The following is an 18,174-nucleotide window of genomic DNA, read 5'->3' on the forward strand; positions in this document are numbered from 1 at the left end:
GGGCCCGGGGCGACCCGGTACCGATCGCGGCCCGGGGTTCCCCCCGGCCGCCCCCGCCCCCGACTGACCCGTAGCGCGCCCCCTCCGCGGGGACGCCGTCCGACGCCTCGCCGACGAGGTCGACGGGCCCGGCCACCACTTCCCCCACGGGTGGCCGGGACCGCCGGTCCGGTCCGTGCGCAGCTCCACCTCCCGGCCGCTCGCGGCCGCCCACTGGCCCTCCCCGCGGCACCCCGCCGCCGACAGACCCCTCCGCACGACGGTTCTCGCCTCGACCCTCCGCCGGCCGTTCCTCTCGAAGGACGGCGCGCGGTCCCTCCCGGGAGGCGCAGACGGACGATGCGGCGCGGTCCGCCGGCAGCGGCTGCTGACGGGAGGCGACCCCCAGGCCCTGCCGGTGCCCGGGGAGGGAACCCCCCTCCCGGGTCTCCGACCGAGCACGACCTGGCCAGATCGGGCGCCGAGGGACCGGTGCCGGCCCTCCGGGCCGAGCCGAGGTGCAGCGCGCAGTCGACCGGCCGCGGTCCACCAGGCCCGGCGCCGCCGGCACCGGCGACGACGGTGCGTCCCGCTCCCGCGGGCGCCGCGCGTCACGACCCTCGACGGGCGCTCCCGACGAGTCCGCTCCGGCACCGCCGCCGGAGCCGGGCCGCGGGGGCGCCCGTCCGGCGTCCAGGGGCCGGCTCGCTCCCACCCGGGGCTCCCGTGCGTCCGTGACCGACTGTCGTCTCCGGCACACCGGGTGGAAGCGCACCCTCCGGGCGTGAGACAAAGGACGCCGACCCGTTGCCCCCGTACGAGAGGGACCAGCCCCGCGTGATCGTCCCCGAGCAGCGACCGCGGTCGCCGGGGACCGCTCCCGACGGCCGGCTGCCGGCCCTGACCGACGCCGAGGTCAGTCGGCTGCGCGTCGAGCTGGCCATCGACGCCGCCGGCATCGGCAGCTTCGACTGGGACCTCGTCACCGGGCGGCTGACCTGGGACGACCAGATGCTGGCCCTCTTCGGCTACGAGTCCGGGGAGTTCGGCGGGACGATCGACGCCTTCGCCGCGCGGGTCCACCCGGAGGACCGCGAGCGCACGCTGCAGGCCCTGCAGGGCGCCGTCGACACCTGCGGTGAGTACTCCGCGGAGTTCCGGGTCGTGCTGCCCTCGGGCGAGCTCCGCTGGGTGCAGGGGCGCGGCCGCGCCCTGGCCGACGACCGCGGCGCGCCGGTGCGGCTGCTCGGCGCGGGCATCGACACGACCCGGGTGGGCGGGGACGACGCCCGTGTGGCCCGGGTGCTCGAGACCATGCGCTCGGCCTTCTTCACCCTCGACCCGGCGTGGCGCTTCACCTACGTCAACGCCGAGGCCGAGCGGGTCCTGCGCCGCTCGCGGGAGGAGGTGCTCGGCGGCGTCCTGTGGGAGCTGTTCCCGGCCGCCGTCGGCACGGACTTCGAGGTCCACTACCGCGGCGCGGTCGAGACCGGCGAGGAGCGGGTCTTCGAGGCCCACCACCCGCCGCCGCTGGACGCCTGGTACGAGATCCGCGCCTGGCCGGGCCCCGACGGGCTGTCGGTCTCCTTCCTCGACGTCACCGAGCGCCGCGGCGCCGAGCAGCGTGCCCGGGACAGCGCCGCCCGGTTGGCCCTGCTCGCCGAGGTGAGCGCGCTGATGTCGGCCTCGCTGGGGTCGGCCGCGGCGGAGGAGGCCGCGCTGCAGCGGGTCGCCGAGGCCGTCGTCCCGGTGCTCGGCGACTGGGTGATCCTCACGCTGGCCACCGGGGCCGACGGCCGGATGCGCGACGTCGCCAGCTGGCACCGCGACCCGGCGCTGCGCCCGGCCGCCGCCACCTACGCGGGCCTGCGGCTGGCCTCCGTCGCCCCGGACGCGCCGGTGCTGCGGGCACTGGAGTCCGGGCAGCTGCTCACCGTGGCCGACGTCCGCGCGGTCATCCGGCCGACCCTGCCCGAGGGCGAGGTGCGGGAGGTCTTCGACGCGCTGGCGCCGCGCTCGGCGGTCACCCTGCCGCTGCTGGCCCGCGGGCGGACGCTCGGCGCGCTGAGCCTCTACCGCGGCGACGACCGGCCGGCCGCGGACGCCGACGACGTCGCGGCCGCCCGCGAGGTGGCCGACCGCGTCGCGCTGGCCCTGGACAACGCCCGCCTGTTCGACCAGCAGCGCCGGCTGGCCGAGGCACTGCAGCGCAGCATGCTCACCGCACCGCCGCAGCCCGACCACGCCGAGATCGTCGTCCGCTACCAGCCGGCGGTGCAGGCGGCCCAGGTCGGCGGTGACTGGTACGACGCCTTCCTGCAGCCCGACGGCGCGACGGTGCTGGTGATCGGCGACGTCGTCGGCCACGACACCGAGGCGGCCGCGGCGATGGGCCAGCTGCGCGGCATGCTGCGCGGCATCGCCTACCGCGGCGACGTGCCGCCGGCCGCGGTCCTCGGCGAGCTCGACGCGGCCATCGACGCGCTGGGCATGCCCACCATGGCGACGGCGGTGGTCGCGCGCGTCGAGCAGACGCCGGAGCAGCGCGCGGCCGGCCGCACCACGCTGCGCTGGTCGAACGCCGGGCACCCCGCGCCGCTGGTGCTCACCCCCGAGGGCGCCGTGCAGACGCTGGGCGGCGGGCGCGGGGAGCTGATGCTGGGCGTCGACCCGGGCGCGCGGCGGACGTCGTCGGCCGTGGAGGTGCGCCGCGGCTCGACGCTGCTGCTCTACACCGACGGGCTGGTCGAGGGCCGCGACCTCCTGCTCGACGACGGCACCGACCGGCTGCGGACGGCGCTGGCCCAGCTCGCCGGCCTCGCGCTGGAGCGGCTCTGCGACGCGCTGGTCACCCGCCTGCGCCCCGAGGGCCTGCAGGACGACGTGGCGCTGGTCGCCATCCGCCTTCACCCGCAGTAGGAGGGCCCTCATGCCTCCCCACTCGGGAGCTCGCGGCGGGACCCTGCAGGAGGGCCGTTCCAGCACCTCACGAGGGGGCCGCCGTCAGCCGGGACGGAGGACCGCCCAGACGGTCTTGGCGTCGCCGTCGACCCACCAGCCGTGGGACGTCGACAGCTCGGCGATGAGGTAGAGACCCAGACCGCCCTCGCTGGGGTCACGGTCCACCGCCGGCGTGGGAGGGGTGCGGGTGTCACCGTCGGAGACGGCGACCAGGATGGCGTCCCCGGTGCGGCGGACGGCGGCCTGCACGCGGCCGCCGCCGTGGCGCAGCGCGTTGGAGGCCATCTCGTCGAGCACCAGCAGCAGCCGGTCGCGCAGGTCGGCCGGTCCGCCGGCGTCGAGGCAGCGGCGCACCTCGGCACGGACCCGGGGCAGCTCGGTGACGTCCGAGAGCTGCCACACCAGGCCGTCGTGCGCGGGGGGAGGCGACGCCGCGGGCCAGCCGAGCCCGGCGGATCCGCGCATCACCCCGTGTCTCCTCGCCCGTCGAGTCCCCGGTCCGGGGTGGATGTCGAACACCTGCGTATGACTCGGCAGGGGTCGCCCCAAACGTGACTGCGACCCGGGTCACAGGACCGGTGACCGCGACGCGTCGTCACGGAGCCGACACGGTCCCGGAACACCGGGCGCGCACCCTCTCCGGGGTACCCGCCCGCCCGGCCCTGGAGTGCAGTGATGGCCCTGTCGACCCGGTCCCGCACCACCCCGCCCGCCCGCACCGACCCGGCCGACCCCGACGGCCGGCCGCCGTGGGGCGTCGCCGTCCCGCTGGGCCTGCAGCACGTGCTGGCGATGTTCACCTCGAACCTGACGCCGGCCGTCCTGCTGGCCGGCGTCATCGGCGCCACCACCGGGGAGGCGACGCTGTTGGTGCAGGCCGCGCTGCTGTGCGCCGGGCTGGCCACGCTGCTGCAGACCGTGGGCATCGGGCCGGTCGGCAGCCGGCTGCCGCTGATGATGGGCTCGGGATTCGCGTTCATCGCCGTCGCCGTCCCGCTGGCCGGGGAGCACGGGCTCTCGGCCGTCCTCGGGGGCGTGCTGGTCACCGCGGCCGTGCAGGTGGCCATCGCGCTCGGCATCCACCGGGTGGCCGGCCTGTTCCCGCCGGTCGTGACCGGCACGATCATCCTGGTGATCGGCCTGGGCCTGCTGCCCAGCGGCGTCGACCTGGCCGCCGGCGGGGTGGGCTCGCCCGACTTCGGCTCGCCGGTGAACCTCGGTGTGGCCGCGCTGGTCCTCGTGCTCACCGTGGTGCTCAACCAGTTCTGCCGCGGGCTGCTGTGCACCGCGTCGGTGCTCGTCGCCGTCGTCGTCGGCTACCTCGTGTCGATCCCCCTCGGCCTGCTCGACCTCTCCGGTGCCGGCGACCGGCCGCTGGTGGCGCTGCCCACGCCGTTCGAGTTCGGCGTGTCCTTCCCGCTCGTCGCGGTGCTGTCGATGGCCGTCGTCGGCGTGGTCAACACGGTCGACTCCGTGGGCACCGTGCACGCGGTCACCGAGGGCGGCGCGGGGCGGCCGGCCACCCGCCGTGAGCTGCGCGGCGGCATCCTCGCCGAGGGCGGCAGCGCGGTCCTCGGCGGCGTGTTCGGCGCCCTGCCGACGACGATGTTCAGCCAGAACATCGGCCTGGTCGCGCTCACGAAGCAGATGAGCCGGCACGTGGTGACCATCGGCGCGCTGGTGCTGGTCGGGCTCTCGCTGCTGCCGCAAGTCGCCGCGGTGCTGGCCGCGATCCCGCCTGCGGTGCTCGGCGGCGGCGTGCTCGTGCTGTTCGGCATGGTGTGCGCGATCGGCGTCCAGATGCTGGTGGAGGACGGCCTCGACACCCGGGCGCTGCTGATCGTCGCCCTGTCGCTGGCGCTGGGCCGGGGCATCGCGTCGGCGCCGGACGCCGTCGACCGGGTCACCGGTCAGTGGGGCGCGCTGTTCGACTCCGGCATCGTCGTCGCGGCCGTCGTCGCCGTGGTGCTGAACCTGGTGCTGCCGGGCCGCGAGGGCGCCGGCGAGCCGTCGTCGCCGGCGGAGGTGGTCGTCGCCGACGTCGTGGCCGAGCAGCGGCCGGCGGCCGGCTGATCCTCAGGGGCCCAGGGCGGTCAGGTACTCCCGGACGACGGACGGGTCGCGCATGACCGGGCCCATGACGGCCACGCCGTGGGCCCCGGCGGCCAGCAGGGCGGGGACGTCGGCGGGGACGACGCCGCCCAGGGCGTACGGCGGTGGGCCGAGGGAGGCCAGCCGGGCGAACCCCTCGACGCCGAGCGCCGGACCGTAGCCGGGCTTGGAGGCGGTGGGGGCGACGGGGGAGAGGAACGCCCAGTCGCAGCCCTCCTCCCGGGCGCGGGTCAGCTCCGCCGCCGAGTGGCAGGACCGCCCGACCAGCCGGGGCCGGACGGCGGGGAACGGCTCGGCGGCGGCCAGGTGGACGGCGTCCCCGGTGGCGCCGGCGACGACCAGCAGCCCGCCCACCGGGTCGAGCACCGCCCGCAGGTCGGCGGTCAACGCGGCGCGGTCGTCCTCCGCGAGGTCCCGGTCCCGCAGCAGCACGGCGCGGGCGCCGGCGTCCACGGCGGCGGTGACGACGTCGGCCAGCGGCCCGGCCGCCTGCGTCCGGTCGGTGACGACGACCAGCCGCGGCAGCCTCACAGTTCGGGCAGCCCCTCGAACGACGTCGAGGCCTCGGCGTGCCAGCGGCGCGGGATCCGGCCGGCCAGCTTGGCCAGCCGCCCGCCCTCCACGGCCTGCCGCATGGCCAGCGCCATCCGCTCGGGGTCGCGGGCACGGGTCACCGCTGAGGCCAGCAGGACGGCGTCGCAGCCGAGCTCCATGGCCAGCGCGGCGTCGGAGGCGGTGCCGATGCCGGCGTCGAGCACGACCGGCACGGTGACGGCCTCGCGCAGCAGCGCGATGTTGTGCGGGTTGCGGATGCCCAGGCCGCTGCCGATCGGGGAACCCAGCGGCATCACCGCGGCGCAGCCGGCGTCGGCCAGCCGGCGGCCGAGCACCGGGTCGTCGGTGGTGTAGGCGAGCACGGTGAAGCCCTCGGCCACCAGCTGCTCGGCGGCGTCGAGCAGCTCCACGGCATCGGGCAGCAGCGTGTGCTCGTCGCCGATCACCTCGAGCTTGACCCAGTCGGTGCCGAACGCCTCCCGGCCCAGCCGGGCGGTGCGCACGGCCTCGCGCGCGGTCTGACAGCCCGCGGTGTTGGGCAGCAGCCGGACGCCGCAGCGGTCGAGCACGTCCATCATCGAGCCGGACGCCGATGCCTCGACGCGGCGCAGCGCCACGGTGACCAGCTGGGTGCCCGAGGCGCGCACCGCGGCCTCGAGCGCCTCCAGGCTCGGCACGCCGCCGGTGCCGAGCAGCAGCCGGGACGTGAAGGTCTCCCCGCCCAGCACGAACGGGTCGCCGGCCTCCTCGCGCGCGAGCGCGGGAACCAGGTCCGGCAGGCCCCCTTGCAGGGGCCCGCTGCGAGCTTGCGAGCTGTGGGGGGCAAGGGGGTCCTTCAACACGGTCATCCTCCTGCGGTGGGGGCGAGCACCTCGACGGCGTCGCCGGGGGCCAGCCGGGTCGCCGTCCAGCTGCTGCGGGGGACGACGTCGCCGTTGCGCGCCACGGCCACCCGGTCGTGGCCGCCGGCGCGGGCGGCCACCAGGTCGGCCACGGTGGCGTCGTCGGCCAGCTCGGCCGCCTCGCCGTTGACGGTCACCTGCATCGGTCAGTCCCTCCGGAACCGGTCGGCGGAGAACGGGGCGGCCACCTCGGGCAGCGCGCCACCGGCCAGCAGGTCGGCGACCGCCTCGGCGGTCACCGGGGTGAGCAGCACTCCGTTGCGGTGGTGGCCGGTGGCCAGCACCAGCCCGGGCAACGACGAGGGACCCAGCAGCGGCGCGTTGTCCGGCGTCCCGGGCCGCCAGCGGGCCAGCGTCTCCACCAGCTCCAGCTCGGTGATCCCCGGGACGACGTCGATCGCGTCGTGCAGCAGGTCGTGCACCCCGCCGGCGGTGACGGTGGGGTCGAAGCCGCGGTCCTCGGTGGTGGCCCCGATGACCAGCCGGTCCCCGCCGTAGGGCACGAGGTAGACCTGCCGGCCGCGCACCAGCGCCCGCACGGTGCCGTCGAGCAGCCCGTCGGCGCCGGCCAGCCGCAGGATCTGCCCCTTCACCGGCCGCACCGGCAGCGGCGGGATGCCGGGCAGCTGCCCGCTGCGCGCCCCGAGCGCCAGGACGACGCTGCCCGCCGCGACCGTGCGCCCGCCGGCCAGCCGCAGCCCCGCCGCCCGGCCGCCGTCGACCACCAGCTCCTCGACGCGGTCGCGCACCAGCTCGACGCCGGTCGCCTCCGCGGCGGCGAGCAGGGCGGCGTGGACGGCGCGGCCGTCGACGGAGTGGTCGCCGGACACCAGCAGCCCGCCGCGCACCCGCGGGGTCAGCGACGGCTCGCGGCGGCGGGCGGCCCGCGGGGTCAGCCGCTCGGCGGCCAGCCCCAGCTCGAGCTGGAAGGCGTGCAGCGCGTCGAGCTCGCGGACGTCGTCGTCGTCGAAGCCGACGACCAGCGTGCCCACGGTGCGCAGCCCCACCGGCCGGCCGGCGGCGGACTCGAGCTCGGCGGCGAAGGCCGGCCAGCGCTGCAGCGAGGCCAGGCCCAGGCGCAGCAGCGGCTCCTCGCGGTAGCCGGCCTCGGTCACCGGCGCGAGCATCCCGGCCGCGGCGGCCGAGGCGCCGGTGCCCGGGGCGTCGTCGACGACGGTCACCGACAGCCCGCGGCGGGCGGCCCGCCAGGCGACGGAGAGCCCGATCAGCCCGCCCCCGGCGACGGCGACGTCGGTCACCGCAGCGCCGCCCGCCGGCGGCCGGTCAGCACCACCGGCAGGGTGAGGACGACGGCGACGGCCAGCCCGACCAGCGAGGCCGACCAGCCGTTGGCCGGGTCGATGCCGAGGTCGGCCTGCCGCGCCGCCCACCACGCCGTCCAGCCGGCACCCGGGCCGGGGAAGTAGGTGGGCAGGGTGAGCTGGTAGGCGACGAACCCGGCCAGCCACGGCAGGAGCAGCAGCGGGCGGGCGGGGGCGGTGTCGGAGGTGTCCCAGCGCCCGCGCGGGGTGGTCCAGTAGGTCAGGATCAGCACGCCGGCCAGCGGCACGAAGACCGCGCCGATGAGGAAGAGGAACGGCTCGTAGGCGGCGATGTCGAAGCTCAGCGCCAGCAGCGTGGCCAGCGCGCCGACGGCCACCGCGAGCACCCGCCGGTCGAGCCGGGCGACGACGTTCTGCGCCGACACCGCCGTCGAGTAGAGGTTGGCGAAGGCCTCGTCGAGCTCGACGGACACCAGCACGAGCACCGCCACCGCGCCGAGCGGGACGGCCAGCAGCGCGTCGATGACGTCGAACCCGGCCGCGCCGTACGCGGCCAGGGCCAGCACGCCCAGCACGAACATGACCACGGTGGCCAGGCCGTAGCCGACCGCCGAGCCGACGCCGGCGGCGCGGGCGCTGCGCGCGTGGCGGGTGTAGTCGGCGGCCAGCGGCAGCCACGACACCGGCAGCGCGATGACGATGTCGGCCGCCGTCCAGAACGACGTCGCCCCGCCGCCCTCGATCGGCGGCAGCGGCTCGCGGAGCACCCCGACGAAGAGGTGGACGACGGCGGCCAGCGCGGCCCACACCGCGTAGCGCGCCAGCACCCGGACGACGCCGAGCGGGCGCAGCGCCATCGCGGTGGCCAGCACCCCGGCGGCGACGACGAACGGCCAGCGCGGCGCGTCGAGCACGCGGGCGGTGGCCTCGGCGATGACCACGATCTCGAAGGTCGCCCAGCCGACGCACTGGACGAGGTTGAACGCCGTCGGCAGCCAGGACGTGCGCCGGCCCAGCAGCCCGCGCAGCAGGACCATCCCCGGGACGCTCTCCCGCGCGCCGGCCGCGGCGACCAGCCCGAGCAGCGTCGCGCCGACGACCGCGCCGACGACGATCGCCGCGACGGTCACCCACAGCGGCCGCCCGGGCAGGACGACGAACACCGCGGCCACCGGCAGCAGCACGCTGACGCCGAGGTTGGCCCACAGGCCGAGGGACTCGCCGAGGCCCAGCGTGCGCGCGGGTGCCTGTTCCAGGGTGAGGGGTGCATCGGGGGTGCGGACGTCCGACGTGCTCATGGCTGCTCCCTACGCCGGCATTACCCGGTCAGGTTCCAGCGGTCGGCAGCGCGCTCAGCTGCCCTCTCAGCCCGGTTGCCCCGAGCTCCCGCACACGGCGGAGCCACCATACGCACGACGCGCGGACCGCCGCAGGCCGCGCGTAGGGTCGCCCGCCGTGCCGGTCGCCGAGCTGCTCACCCGCCACGCCGACGCCTGGCGTCGCGCCACCGCCCACCCGTTCCTCGACGCCGTCCGCGACGGCACGCTGCCCGCCGGGGCCTTCGACACCTGGCTGGTGCAGGACGCGCACTTCGTCGCCGACCTGCTGCGCTTCCAGGCCCGGCTGCTGGCCCGCGCCCCCCGTTCGGCGTCGGCGGTGCTGGCCGGCGGGTGCGTCGCGCTCGTCGAGGAGCTGGCCTGGTTCACCGAGCAAGCGGCCGCCCGCGGGCTGGACCTCGCCGCCGCCCGGCTGCCGGCCACCGTCGCGTACGCGGCCGTGCTGGAACGGCTGGACGCCGCCGACCCGGCGACCGCCCTGACGGCGCTGTGGACGATCGAGCGGACCTACCTCGACGCGTGGTCGTCCGCGCGGCCCGGCGCCCCGGGGTACCGCGAGTTCGTCGAGCACTGGACGGTGCCGGCGTTCGCCGCGTACGTGGCGGATCTGGAGGCGGTGACCGGGGACGCCGACGACGCCGTCTTCCTCGAGGTGGTCGCCGCGGAGACGGCGTTCTGGCAGATGGCGCTGGACGCGTGACGCTCTCCGCCGAGCTGTGGGCCGGGAGCGCCGACCTGGCGGCCGCCGCGCTCGCGCACCCGTTCGTCACCGGCGTCGCCGACGGCACGCTGCCGCGCGAGCGTTTCGCCGGCTACGTCGCCCAGGACGCGTTCTTCCTCGAGGCCTTCGCCCGCGCCTACGCGCTCGGGGTGGCGCACAGCCGCGACCGCCCGACGCTGGAGGCCTTCGCCGACCTGCTGGCCGGCGTCCGGGAGGAGCTGCGGCTGCACGACGGCTACGCGGCCCGCTGGGGCATCGACCTGGCCGCCGTCTCGCCCGCGCCGGCGACGCTCGCCTACACCGACTTCCTGCTGGCGACCGCCGCGCTGGGCGACGTGGGCGAGGTCTGCGCGGCGATGACGCCGTGCATGCGCCTCTACGCGCACCTCGGGCAGGCCCTGGTCCCGCGTGCGGCCGGGCCCTACCGCGAGTGGGTGGACACCTACGCCGACCCGGGCTTCGCGGAGCTGGCCGCCACGCTGGAGGCGCTGCTCGACCGGCTGGCCGCCGACACCCCCGGCGTCCGGCGGGCCTACCGGCGGGCGATGGAGCTGGAGCTCGGCTTCTTCACCGCCGCCTGGGCCCCGGCGGCCTGGAGTACCTTCACGGACCAGTGACTCGGGGTGTCCGCCGTCCGGCGGGCTGAGAACACACCCGTCGAACCTGTCCAGGTCATGCTGGCGAAGGGATGTCACGGCGATGGATGCCGGTGCGTTGACCGCTGCCCGATCGGCGCTGAGCAGCGCCGCCCCGCTCGTGCACTGCCTGACCAACACGGTCGTGCAGACGCTCACCGCCAACGCGCTGCTCGCCGTCGGCGCGGCACCGGCGATGGTCGACGAGCCGCTGGAGGCCGAGGGCTTCGCCGCCGTGGCCTCGGCGGTGCTGGTCAACGTCGGCACCGTCAACGAGCGCACCGCGCGGGCCATGCGCCTGGCCGCGGCCTCGGCCGCCGAGGCCGGGACGCCGTGGGTGCTCGACCCGGTCGCCGTCGGCGGGCTGGCCTTCCGCACCGACCTGGCCGCCGAGCTGCTCGGGTCGCGGCCGGCGGTGGTCCGCGGCAACGCGAGCGAGGTCATGGCGCTGGCCGGCACCGGGTCCGGCGGGCGCGGGGTGGACTCCACGGCGGCGGCCGACGACGCGCTGGAGGCCGCCGTCGCGCTGGCCGGGCGCACCGGCGGGGTGGTCGCGGTCAGCGGCGAGGTGGACGTCGTGACGGACGGGTCCCGCACCGTGCGCGTGGGCGGCGGCTCTGCCCTGCTCACCCGCACCACCGGCGCCGGCTGCGCGCTCGGTGCGCTGGTGGCCGCCTACGTCGCCGCCACCGGCGACCCGCTGACCGGCGCGGTCGCCGCGCACGCGCACGTCGCGCTGGCCGCCGAGGCCGCGGCCGCCGTCGCCGCCGGGCCGGGCACCTTCGCCCCGCTGTGGCTGGACGCGCTCGACGCGGTGACCGACCTGGGGCCGGCGCAGGTGACCGCGTGAGGCCGGCGTTCGACCCGACGCTGTACCTGGTCACCGACACCGCGCTGTCGGCGCCGCGCTCCGTGCCCGACGTCGTCCGGGCCGCCGTGGCCGGCGGGGTGACCGCGGTCCAGGTGCGGGACAAGACGGCGTCGCGACGGGAGCTGTACCAGCTGACGCTCGCGGTACGTGCGGTGCTGGACCCGGGTGTGGCGCTGTTCGTGAACGACGCGGTCGACGTCGCCCTGCTGGCCGGCGCGGACGGCGTGCACGTGGGCCAGGACGACCTGCCGCCGGCCGAGGTGCGTGCGCTGATCGGCCCCGACCGGCTGCTCGGCCTGTCCACCGGGGACGACGACGAGCTGGCGGTCGCGCTGGCACTGCCGCCGGGCACGGTCGACGTCGTCGGCATCGGGCCGGTGTGGACGACGCCGACCAAGCCCGATGCCGGGACGGGGCTCGGCCCCGGAGGGGTGGCCGCGCTGGCGGCGGAGGCGGCGGCCGGCGGGCTGCGGTCGGTGGCGATCGGGGGGATCTCCGCCGAGCGGGCGGCGCTGGTGACCGGCGTGGACGGCATCTGCGTGGTGTCAGCGGTCTGCGCGGCGCCCGACCCCGCCGCCGCGGCCCGTGCCCTGCGGGGTGCCCGGTGACCGCCGCCGTCGCCCTGACCGTGGCCGGCAGCGATCCCAGCGGCGGCGCCGGGATCCAGGCCGACCTCAAGACCTTCAGCGCGCTGGGCGCCTACGGCACCGCGGTCCTCACCGCGCTGACCGCGCAGAACACCCGCGGCGTCACCGGCGTGCACCCGGTGCCGGCCGCGTTCGTGCGCGAGCAGATCGCCACGCTGCTCGACGACGTGACCGTGCACGCCACCAAGACCGGGATGCTCGGCACCGCCGACGTCGCCCGCGAGGTGGCCGCCGCGCTGGCCGGCCGCGCCGCGGGACCGGTGGTCTGCGACCCGGTCATGGTGGCGACCAGCGGCGACCGGCTGGTCGACGACGACGCGATCGCCGCCGTCCGCACCGACCTGCTGCCCGTCACCGACCTGGTGACGCCGAACGTGCCGGAGGCCGCGGCGCTGCTCGACGTGGCGCCGGCGACCACGGTCGACGAGCTGCCCGGCCAGGCGCGGGCGCTGCTCGAGCTCGGTCCCGGCGCGGTGCTGCTCAAGGGCGGGCACCTGGGCGGTACCGAGAGCGTCGACGTGCTCGCCACCGCCGGCGGCGTCGTCGTCACCCGGCGGCCCCGGGTGGACACCGCCGCGACGCACGGCACCGGCTGCACGCTGTCGTCGGCGATCGCCGCGCTCGTGGCGCGCGGTGTCGGCGGGCCGGGGGACTGGGAGCCGGCGGTCGAGCGGGCGCGCGACCACCTGCAGCGGATGTTGGCGGCCGGGGAGTCGCTCGGCATCGGCTCCGGCCACGGCCCGGTGCACCACTTCGCCGGCATCTGGGACAGCTGACCCCTCGCGCCGGCTGCACCCCGACCGGCAGGCGGCGGCCCGCGGATCAGGCGGGCTCGGGCACGCCGCCGGGGTCGCCGCCGGGATCGTCCGGTGTCGGTTCGACGGGCGCGGGCGGCAGGGGCTCCGGTGCGTCGGGGAGCAGCTCGCCCGGGTCGTCGGGCACGGGCTCATCGGGATCGATGCTCGGTTCCGGTTCCGGCAGTGGCGCGACCATGGGACGAGTCAACCAGCGCGTCGCACCGGAACACGAGCCCGACGAGCCCGCCGTCGCTCCCGTCGCGCGGCGGCGTCGGTGCGCGGAGCGGCGGCCACCCGCTTGACGCCGTCCGCCGTCCCCGGGACGGTGCCCGCGTGGTCACCGACCTGCCGCGCCCCCTCTTCAGCCGCTGGTACCGGAGGCTCAGCCCCCGGATGGAGGAGGTCGGGATGGCCGGTCTCCGCCGCGAGCTGCTCGCCGGGGCGCGCGGGGTGGTCGTCGAGGTCGGGTGCGGCGACGGGCTGAACTTCGGTCACTACCCGGAGACGGTGACCCGCGTGGTCGCGGTCGAGCCGGAGCCGACGCTGCGGGCCGCGGCCGAGCACGCCGCGCCGGAGGCCCAGGTCGCGGTGGAGGTGCGCGCCGGCACGGCCGAGCAGCTGCCGGTCGAGAGCGGGTCGGCCGACGTCGCCGTCCTCTGCCTGGTGCTGTGCAGCGTCCGCGGCCGGGCCGCGGCGCTCGGTGAGCTGCGGCGGGTGCTCCGGCCGGGCGGTGAGCTGCGCTTCCTCGAGCACACCATCGCCGAGGACCGCCGGCTGCGCGTCGTCCAGCGGATCGCGGACGCGACGCTCTGGCCGCTGCTCGCCGGTGGCTGCCACACCGCCACCGACCCGCTCGGCGACGTGGAGCGCGCCGGCTTCGCCGTGCAGCGGGTGCGGCGCTTCGACTTCCCGGAGCTGGCCGTCCGGGTGCCGGCCAGCCCGCACGTGCTGGGCGTGGCGGTCGCCTGACGGCCGGACGCGGACCTCGAGGGGGCGTCAGCCGGTCGTCGCCCGCGGGCGAGGCGCGGACGCCGGGAGGTCGCCGGAGGTGGCGACGAAGGCGCGGCGGGCGGCGGCGGAGCGACCGGTGACCGCCCACAGCAGGCTGCGCAGCAGCGCGCCCGGCGTCGGGGGCAGCAGGCCGAGCTGGGTCACCTGGCCGAGGTCGTCGCGGCGGGCGGCGTGGCTGACCGCCCGGCCCTCCTCGTCGAACGTGCTCCAGTGCACGTGCTCCACCGTGAAGCGCCGTCCGCCGGGAGGCGCCACCCGGAGCACGCCGCCGTCCTGGAGCACGAGCGGGCCGGTGTGCCGGCCGCTCATGGTCACGGCGGACACCACCGTGCGACCGGCGACGACCGCCTCGTGCTCGTCGAGCCGGAGCTCGGAGAAGCCGGTGTGCAGCCACCGGACGGTGGCCGCGAACGCCTGAGGTCCGCGCGCCCGCGCCGCCGGGGGCTCGGCGACGGCCTCCCGGTTGGTCCACCCGGGGGCGATGTAGTCGGCCACGTCGCCCAGGTCGCCGGTCTCGATCGCCCGGTACGCCCGGCGACCCTGTGCCGCGAGGTCCATGTCCGTATCCTTCCACCAGAAGCTAATTCCAATGGAAGTAGGTTCTCATCGATGTCCGACGGGGTCGAGAGGCGCTACGACAACTCCCGGCGTCGCGAGCGGGCCGCCACCACGCAGCTGCGCATCGTCACCGCTGCCCGCGAGCTGCTCCTGGAGCACGGCTACGCGGCGACCACCATGGCCGCCGTCGCGGCGTCGGCCGGTGTCGCCGTCCAGACCGTGTACTCCGCCCTCGGCGGGGGGAAGGCCGCGCTGGTCAAGCGAGTCTGGGACGTCACGATCGCGGGGGACCTCGACCCGGTGCCCCTGGGTGCGCGCTCGCCGGTCCGGGACGTGCTGGCCGAACCCGATCCCGCCCGGGTGCTCGTGGCGTACGCGCGCCTGTCCCGGGACATCTACGAGCGCCTCGGCCCACTGGCGCGGGTCCTGCGCGCCGCTGCCGTCGGTGACCCCGAGGTCGCGCAGGTGGTCGACACGACCGAGCGGGAGCGGCTGGCCGGCACCACCTCCCTCGCCACCCACCTCGACGGGCGGGGAGCGCTGCGGCCCGGCCTCTCCGTCGAGCGCGCCGGCCACCGGCTCTGGGTGCTCAACGGCGGCGAGGTCGCCGACGGGCTCGTCCTGCGGTGCGGCTGGACCCTCGACGACTACGAGGACTGGATGGCCGAGTCGATGGTCGGCGCGGTGCTGCCGCGCGGCGGGGACCCCGCGGCTCCGGAGGGCGAGGCGGCGAAGAGGCGGTCGAGGCGGTAGCGGACGACGGCGAGGGCGTCGTCGACGGTGCGCTGCTGCCCCAGCACGCTGCTGACCAGGCCGTTCGTCAGTGCCAGCAGGCTGACCACCTCGATCCGCGGGTCGGCGTCGGCGGGCACCTCGCCACCGTCGACGGCCCGGGCGACGACGCCGGTGAGCCACCGCTCGAGCGCGTCGGGGGCGTACCGGCCGTCGACGGCGTCCGCGGGGTCGGTGAGGCCGGCGGCGTAGTAGGCGGTCCAGGCCAGCTGGTCGGCGCGGCTGTCGTCGTCGGTGGGGAGGATCGCGCCGAGGACGACCTCGAGGACCGTCCGCGGCGGCAGCCCGGTGCCGAGGGCGGCGGCCCGCTCGCGCACGCGGCGGTCGAGGCGCGCGGCCAGCTCGGTGATCCCCGAGGCCATGAGCGTGCGCTTGTCGGTGAAGTAGTACTGCACCACCCGCAGCGACACCCCGGCCTCGGCGGCGACCTCGCGCATCGACACCGCCTGCAGCCCGCGGGTGCTCGCGATGCGCAGGAGGGCGGCGGTCAGCTCGCGCCGCCGCTCCTCGTGGTCGACCCGCCGGGGCACGACACCTCCGTCCGTTCGGGTACACCTGTACCCAATGTTGTGGTACGACTGTATCCCCAACGACGACCTGGAGGCAGCCGTGGCCATCCTGACCGCCCGCTCGGGCCCGCTCGACATCGCCTACGAGGTGCTCGGCGAGCCCGACGGCGAGCCGCTCCTGCTGGTCATGGGCCTGGGCGCCCAGATGGTCGGCTGGCCCGACGGGTTCTGCGCCGAGCTCACCGCGCGCGGGTTCCGCGTCGTCCGGTTCGACAACCGCGACGTCGGCCTGTCCACCCACCTCGACGGCCCGGTGCCGGAGCGCGCCTGGTCGCGGGTCCCGGCCGCCTACACGCTCTCGGACATGGCCGGGGACGCGGTCGCGGTGATGGACGCCGTCGGCTGGCCGGCCGCGCACGTCGTCGGCGCCTCGCTCGGCGGGATGATCGCCCAGCTGCTCGCCGTCGAGCACCCCGACCGCGTGCTGTCGCTGACGTCGATCATGTCCAAGCCCGCGCCGCGGATCGGCCGGATGCGGGCGCGGACGACGATGGCGCTCGTCCGTCGCGCCAAGCGGCTGGCGAAGGAGCGGGGCCGGCCGACGACGCCCGAGGCGATGGCCGACTTCCTGCTGGCGATGCAGGAGGTCACCGGCTCGCCCGGCCACCCCGCCGAGCGCGAGGACCACCTGGCGGTGCTGCGGGTGGCCATGGCCCGCGACGCCTCCGGCCTGACCGGCCCGGGCGCCAAGCGGCAGGGCGCCGCCGAGCGGATCGCGCGCGACCTGCGCGCCGAGCTGGCCGCCGTGCGGGTGCCCACGCTGGTCGTGCACGGCGACAGCGACGTCGTGATCCGGCCCGAGGGCGGCGAGGCGACGGCGGCCGCGGTGCCTGGCGCGCGCCTCGTCGTCCACCCCGGGGTGGGCCACGAGCTGCCCCGGGCGCTGTGGCCGCGCCTGGCCGACGACATCCGCGCCACCGCCGACCAGGCCGCTGTCCCCCGCCCCTGACGCACCGAGATCGCCGATCTCGTGGCCATCACGGGCTGATGGCACCGAGATCGCCGGTCTCGCTGAGGGGCGCCGGCGTCAGCCGGTGACGAAGCCCAGCAGCAGGTGGGCGTTGAGGCCGATGATCAGCGCGGCGACGACCGCGCCGACCGCGGTGGTGACCCGCCGGTTGACCCAGCCGCCCATGAGGTCGCGGCGGCTGGTCAGCCACAGCAGCGGCACCAGGGCGAACGGGATGCCGAAACTGAGCACGACCTGCGACCAGACCAGCGCCGTCGTCGGGTCGCCGCCGAGGACCAGCACCGCCAGCGCGGGGGCCAGGGTGATCAGCCGGCGGGTCAGCACCGGGATGTGCCGCTTGAGGAAGCCGGCCATGACCACCTGGCCGGCGTGGGTGCCCACCGAGGAGGAGGCGAACCCGCTGGCGAGCAGGGCGACGGCGAAGGCGAGCGCGGCGCCGGTGCCGAGCTGGTCGCCGAGGCCGGCGTGCACGCCCTCGAGGGAGGTCACCTCCTCGGCGCTGCCGGTGAACAGCTGCGCGGCGATGACCAGCATGGCGGCGTTCACCAGGCCGGCCAGGCCCATGGCCAGCAGGACGTCGAGGCGCTGGGCGCGCAGCAGCCGGCGCCGTCCCTCGTGCGTGCGCCCGGCGGTGACGACGTCGCCGTAGCGGCCCGGGGTGAGCGCGGAGTGCACGTAGATGACGTGCGGCATGACCGTGGCGCCGAGGATGCCGGTGGCCAGCACCAGGCTCTCCGAGCCCGCGAAGGTGGGCACCATCCCGCCGGCCACGCCGCCGAGGTCGACGCCGGAGCCGATCAGCGTGTAGGCGAAGCCCAGCCCGATGACCAGCAGCAGCCCGGTGATGACCCGCTCGAAGGGCCGGTGCCCGCGCGACTGCGCCCCCAGCAGCACGAACGCGACGACGGCGGTGATCAGACCGCCGATCGGCAGCGGCACCCCGAACAGCAGGTTCAGGGCGACCGCGCCGCCGACGATCTCGGCCAGGTCGGTGGCGATGGCGACCGCCTCGGCCTGCACCCACAGCCCCCAGGTGACCGGCCGCGGCAGCTTCTCGCGGCACAGCGTGGCCAGGTCGCGGCCGGTGGCCAGGCCGAGCTTGGCGGTCAGGCTCTGGATGAGCATCGCCATGAGGTTCGCCGCGACGATCACCCACAGCAGCGTGTAGCCGAAGGAGGCGCCGCCGGAGAAGTTGGTGGCGAAGTTGCCGGGGTCGACGTAGGCGACGGCGGCGACGAAGGCCGGGCCGAGCAGGGGCCAGATGCGGCGCCGTCCGGCCGGCTGCGGTGCCGGCGACGGGCGGGGGGTGCCGACGAGCGTCGTCGGCAGGACGGCGGCCTCGGTCTTCGACAGGTACACGGGGGCCTCGCAGGGGTGGGTCGGGCGGGGGAGTCGACTCGGTGCGGGAGCGGTCGCTGTGGGGTCTGCCCGCCGGCGGTGTCACGGTCGGGCCAGGGCGTGGCCCGCGGGGGCC

At 76.9% G+C, this 18,174-nt stretch carries 19 protein-coding genes and 2 riboswitches; of the genes, 10 read left to right on the forward strand and 9 right to left on the reverse strand.

The features are described from left to right. The first annotated feature begins 816 nt into the window (after positions 1-816). On the forward strand, positions 817-2,898 hold the full coding sequence (locus ABQ292_RS15860) for a SpoIIE family protein phosphatase (RefSeq protein ID WP_369208071.1): 2,082 nt from the start codon (positions 817-819) through the stop codon (positions 2,896-2,898). Between the two features lie 84 nt (positions 2,899-2,982). Here the strand turns inward: ABQ292_RS15860 and ABQ292_RS15865 are convergent, their stop codons facing one another. Then, positions 2,983-3,405 carry an ATP-binding protein gene (locus tag ABQ292_RS15865; protein ID WP_369208073.1) on the reverse strand — a complete coding sequence of 141 codons (423 nt, stop codon included), beginning with the start codon at positions 3,403-3,405 and terminating at the stop codon, positions 2,983-2,985. 210 nt (positions 3,406-3,615) lie between these two features. Here ABQ292_RS15865 and ABQ292_RS15870 point away from each other — a divergent pair, with 210 nt between their 5' ends. Then, a complete protein-coding gene (locus tag ABQ292_RS15870; RefSeq protein WP_369208075.1) occupies positions 3,616-5,013 on the forward strand; it encodes a uracil-xanthine permease family protein in 1,398 nt (465 codons plus the stop codon). 3 nt (positions 5,014-5,016) lie between these two features. Here ABQ292_RS15870 and ABQ292_RS15875 read toward each other — a convergent pair whose 3' ends face one another. From ABQ292_RS15875 to ABQ292_RS15895, 5 genes are all read right to left on the reverse strand, one after another. Further along, a complete protein-coding gene (locus ABQ292_RS15875; protein ID WP_369208077.1) occupies positions 5,017-5,583 on the reverse strand; it encodes a thiamine phosphate synthase in 567 nt (188 codons plus the stop codon). Then, entirely contained in the window at positions 5,580-6,449 is an 870-nt protein-coding gene (locus ABQ292_RS15880; protein WP_438940597.1) for a thiazole synthase, read from the reverse strand. The genes ABQ292_RS15875 and ABQ292_RS15880 overlap by 4 nt, the downstream gene beginning before the upstream one ends. 2 nt (positions 6,450-6,451) lie before the next feature. Then, positions 6,452-6,652: a sulfur carrier protein ThiS gene (gene thiS / locus ABQ292_RS15885; RefSeq protein WP_369208079.1), complete on the reverse strand. Its 201-nt coding sequence runs from the start codon at positions 6,650-6,652 to the stop codon at positions 6,452-6,454. Positions 6,653-6,655: 3 nt separating this feature from the next. Then, on the reverse strand, positions 6,656-7,768 hold the full coding sequence (thiO, locus tag ABQ292_RS15890) for a glycine oxidase ThiO (RefSeq protein WP_369208081.1): 1,113 nt from the start codon (positions 7,766-7,768) through the stop codon (positions 6,656-6,658). Further along, on the reverse strand, positions 7,765-9,090 hold the full coding sequence (locus ABQ292_RS15895) for a purine-cytosine permease family protein (protein WP_369208083.1): 1,326 nt from the start codon (positions 9,088-9,090) through the stop codon (positions 7,765-7,767). The genes thiO and ABQ292_RS15895 overlap by 4 nt, the downstream gene beginning before the upstream one ends. Continuing rightward, positions 9,080-9,192: riboswitch (TPP riboswitch) on the reverse strand. It overlaps the preceding gene by 11 nt. 55 nt (positions 9,193-9,247) lie before the next feature. Between ABQ292_RS15895 and ABQ292_RS15900 the strand changes: the two genes are divergently transcribed. From ABQ292_RS15900 to ABQ292_RS15925, 6 genes are all read left to right on the forward strand, one after another. Further along, positions 9,248-9,829, forward strand: a complete 582-nt coding sequence (locus tag ABQ292_RS15900; protein WP_369208085.1) for a TenA family protein — start codon at positions 9,248-9,250, stop codon at positions 9,827-9,829. After that, positions 9,826-10,467 carry a TenA family protein gene (locus tag ABQ292_RS15905; RefSeq protein ID WP_369208087.1) on the forward strand — a complete coding sequence of 214 codons (642 nt, stop codon included), beginning with the start codon at positions 9,826-9,828 and terminating at the stop codon, positions 10,465-10,467. Before ABQ292_RS15900 ends, ABQ292_RS15905 begins: the two co-directional genes overlap by 4 nt. After that, positions 10,460-10,556, forward strand: a riboswitch (TPP riboswitch). Its footprint overlaps the gene before it by 8 nt. Before the next feature lie 8 nt (positions 10,557-10,564). Next, entirely contained in the window at positions 10,565-11,335 is a 771-nt protein-coding gene (thiM, locus tag ABQ292_RS15910; protein ID WP_369208089.1) for a hydroxyethylthiazole kinase, read from the forward strand. Next, entirely contained in the window at positions 11,332-11,964 is a 633-nt protein-coding gene (thiE, locus tag ABQ292_RS15915) for a thiamine phosphate synthase (RefSeq protein WP_369208091.1), read from the forward strand. Before thiM ends, thiE begins: the two co-directional genes overlap by 4 nt. After that, positions 11,961-12,779, forward strand: a complete 819-nt coding sequence (thiD, locus tag ABQ292_RS15920; RefSeq protein ID WP_369208093.1) for a bifunctional hydroxymethylpyrimidine kinase/phosphomethylpyrimidine kinase — start codon at positions 11,961-11,963, stop codon at positions 12,777-12,779. The genes thiE and thiD overlap by 4 nt, the downstream gene beginning before the upstream one ends. 354 nt (positions 12,780-13,133) lie before the next feature. Continuing rightward, the gene (locus tag ABQ292_RS15925; protein WP_369208095.1) at positions 13,134-13,769 is read left to right on the forward strand and encodes a class I SAM-dependent methyltransferase; all 636 of its coding nucleotides are present in this window, start codon (positions 13,134-13,136) and stop codon (positions 13,767-13,769) included. A 27-nt stretch (positions 13,770-13,796) separates the two neighbouring features. Here the strand turns inward: ABQ292_RS15925 and ABQ292_RS15930 are convergent, their stop codons facing one another. Further along, positions 13,797-14,369: an ester cyclase gene (locus ABQ292_RS15930; RefSeq protein ID WP_369208097.1), complete on the reverse strand. Its 573-nt coding sequence runs from the start codon at positions 14,367-14,369 to the stop codon at positions 13,797-13,799. A gap of 51 nt (positions 14,370-14,420) precedes the next feature. Here ABQ292_RS15930 and ABQ292_RS15935 point away from each other — a divergent pair, with 51 nt between their 5' ends. Then, entirely contained in the window at positions 14,421-15,122 is a 702-nt protein-coding gene (locus tag ABQ292_RS15935; protein ID WP_369208099.1) for a TetR family transcriptional regulator, read from the forward strand. Here ABQ292_RS15935 and ABQ292_RS15940 read toward each other — a convergent pair. Then, entirely contained in the window at positions 15,017-15,691 is a 675-nt protein-coding gene (locus tag ABQ292_RS15940) for a TetR/AcrR family transcriptional regulator (protein WP_369208101.1), read from the reverse strand. The two genes, ABQ292_RS15935 and ABQ292_RS15940, sit on opposite strands and share 106 nt — an antisense overlap. Positions 15,692-15,770: 79 nt before the next feature. Here ABQ292_RS15940 and ABQ292_RS15945 point away from each other — a divergent pair, with 79 nt between their 5' ends. Then, a complete protein-coding gene (locus tag ABQ292_RS15945; protein ID WP_369208103.1) occupies positions 15,771-16,679 on the forward strand; it encodes an alpha/beta fold hydrolase in 909 nt (302 codons plus the stop codon). A gap of 78 nt (positions 16,680-16,757) precedes the next feature. Here ABQ292_RS15945 and ABQ292_RS15950 read toward each other — a convergent pair whose 3' ends face one another. Next, complete coding sequence (locus ABQ292_RS15950; RefSeq protein WP_369208105.1) at positions 16,758-18,059, reverse strand: Nramp family divalent metal transporter; 1,302 nt, start codon at positions 18,057-18,059, stop codon at positions 16,758-16,760. Positions 18,060-18,174: the final 115 nt, after the last annotated feature.

The sequence above is a fragment of the Geodermatophilus maliterrae genome (genome assembly GCF_041018925.1).
Lineage (GTDB): Bacteria > Actinomycetota > Actinomycetes > Mycobacteriales > Geodermatophilaceae > Geodermatophilus > Geodermatophilus maliterrae.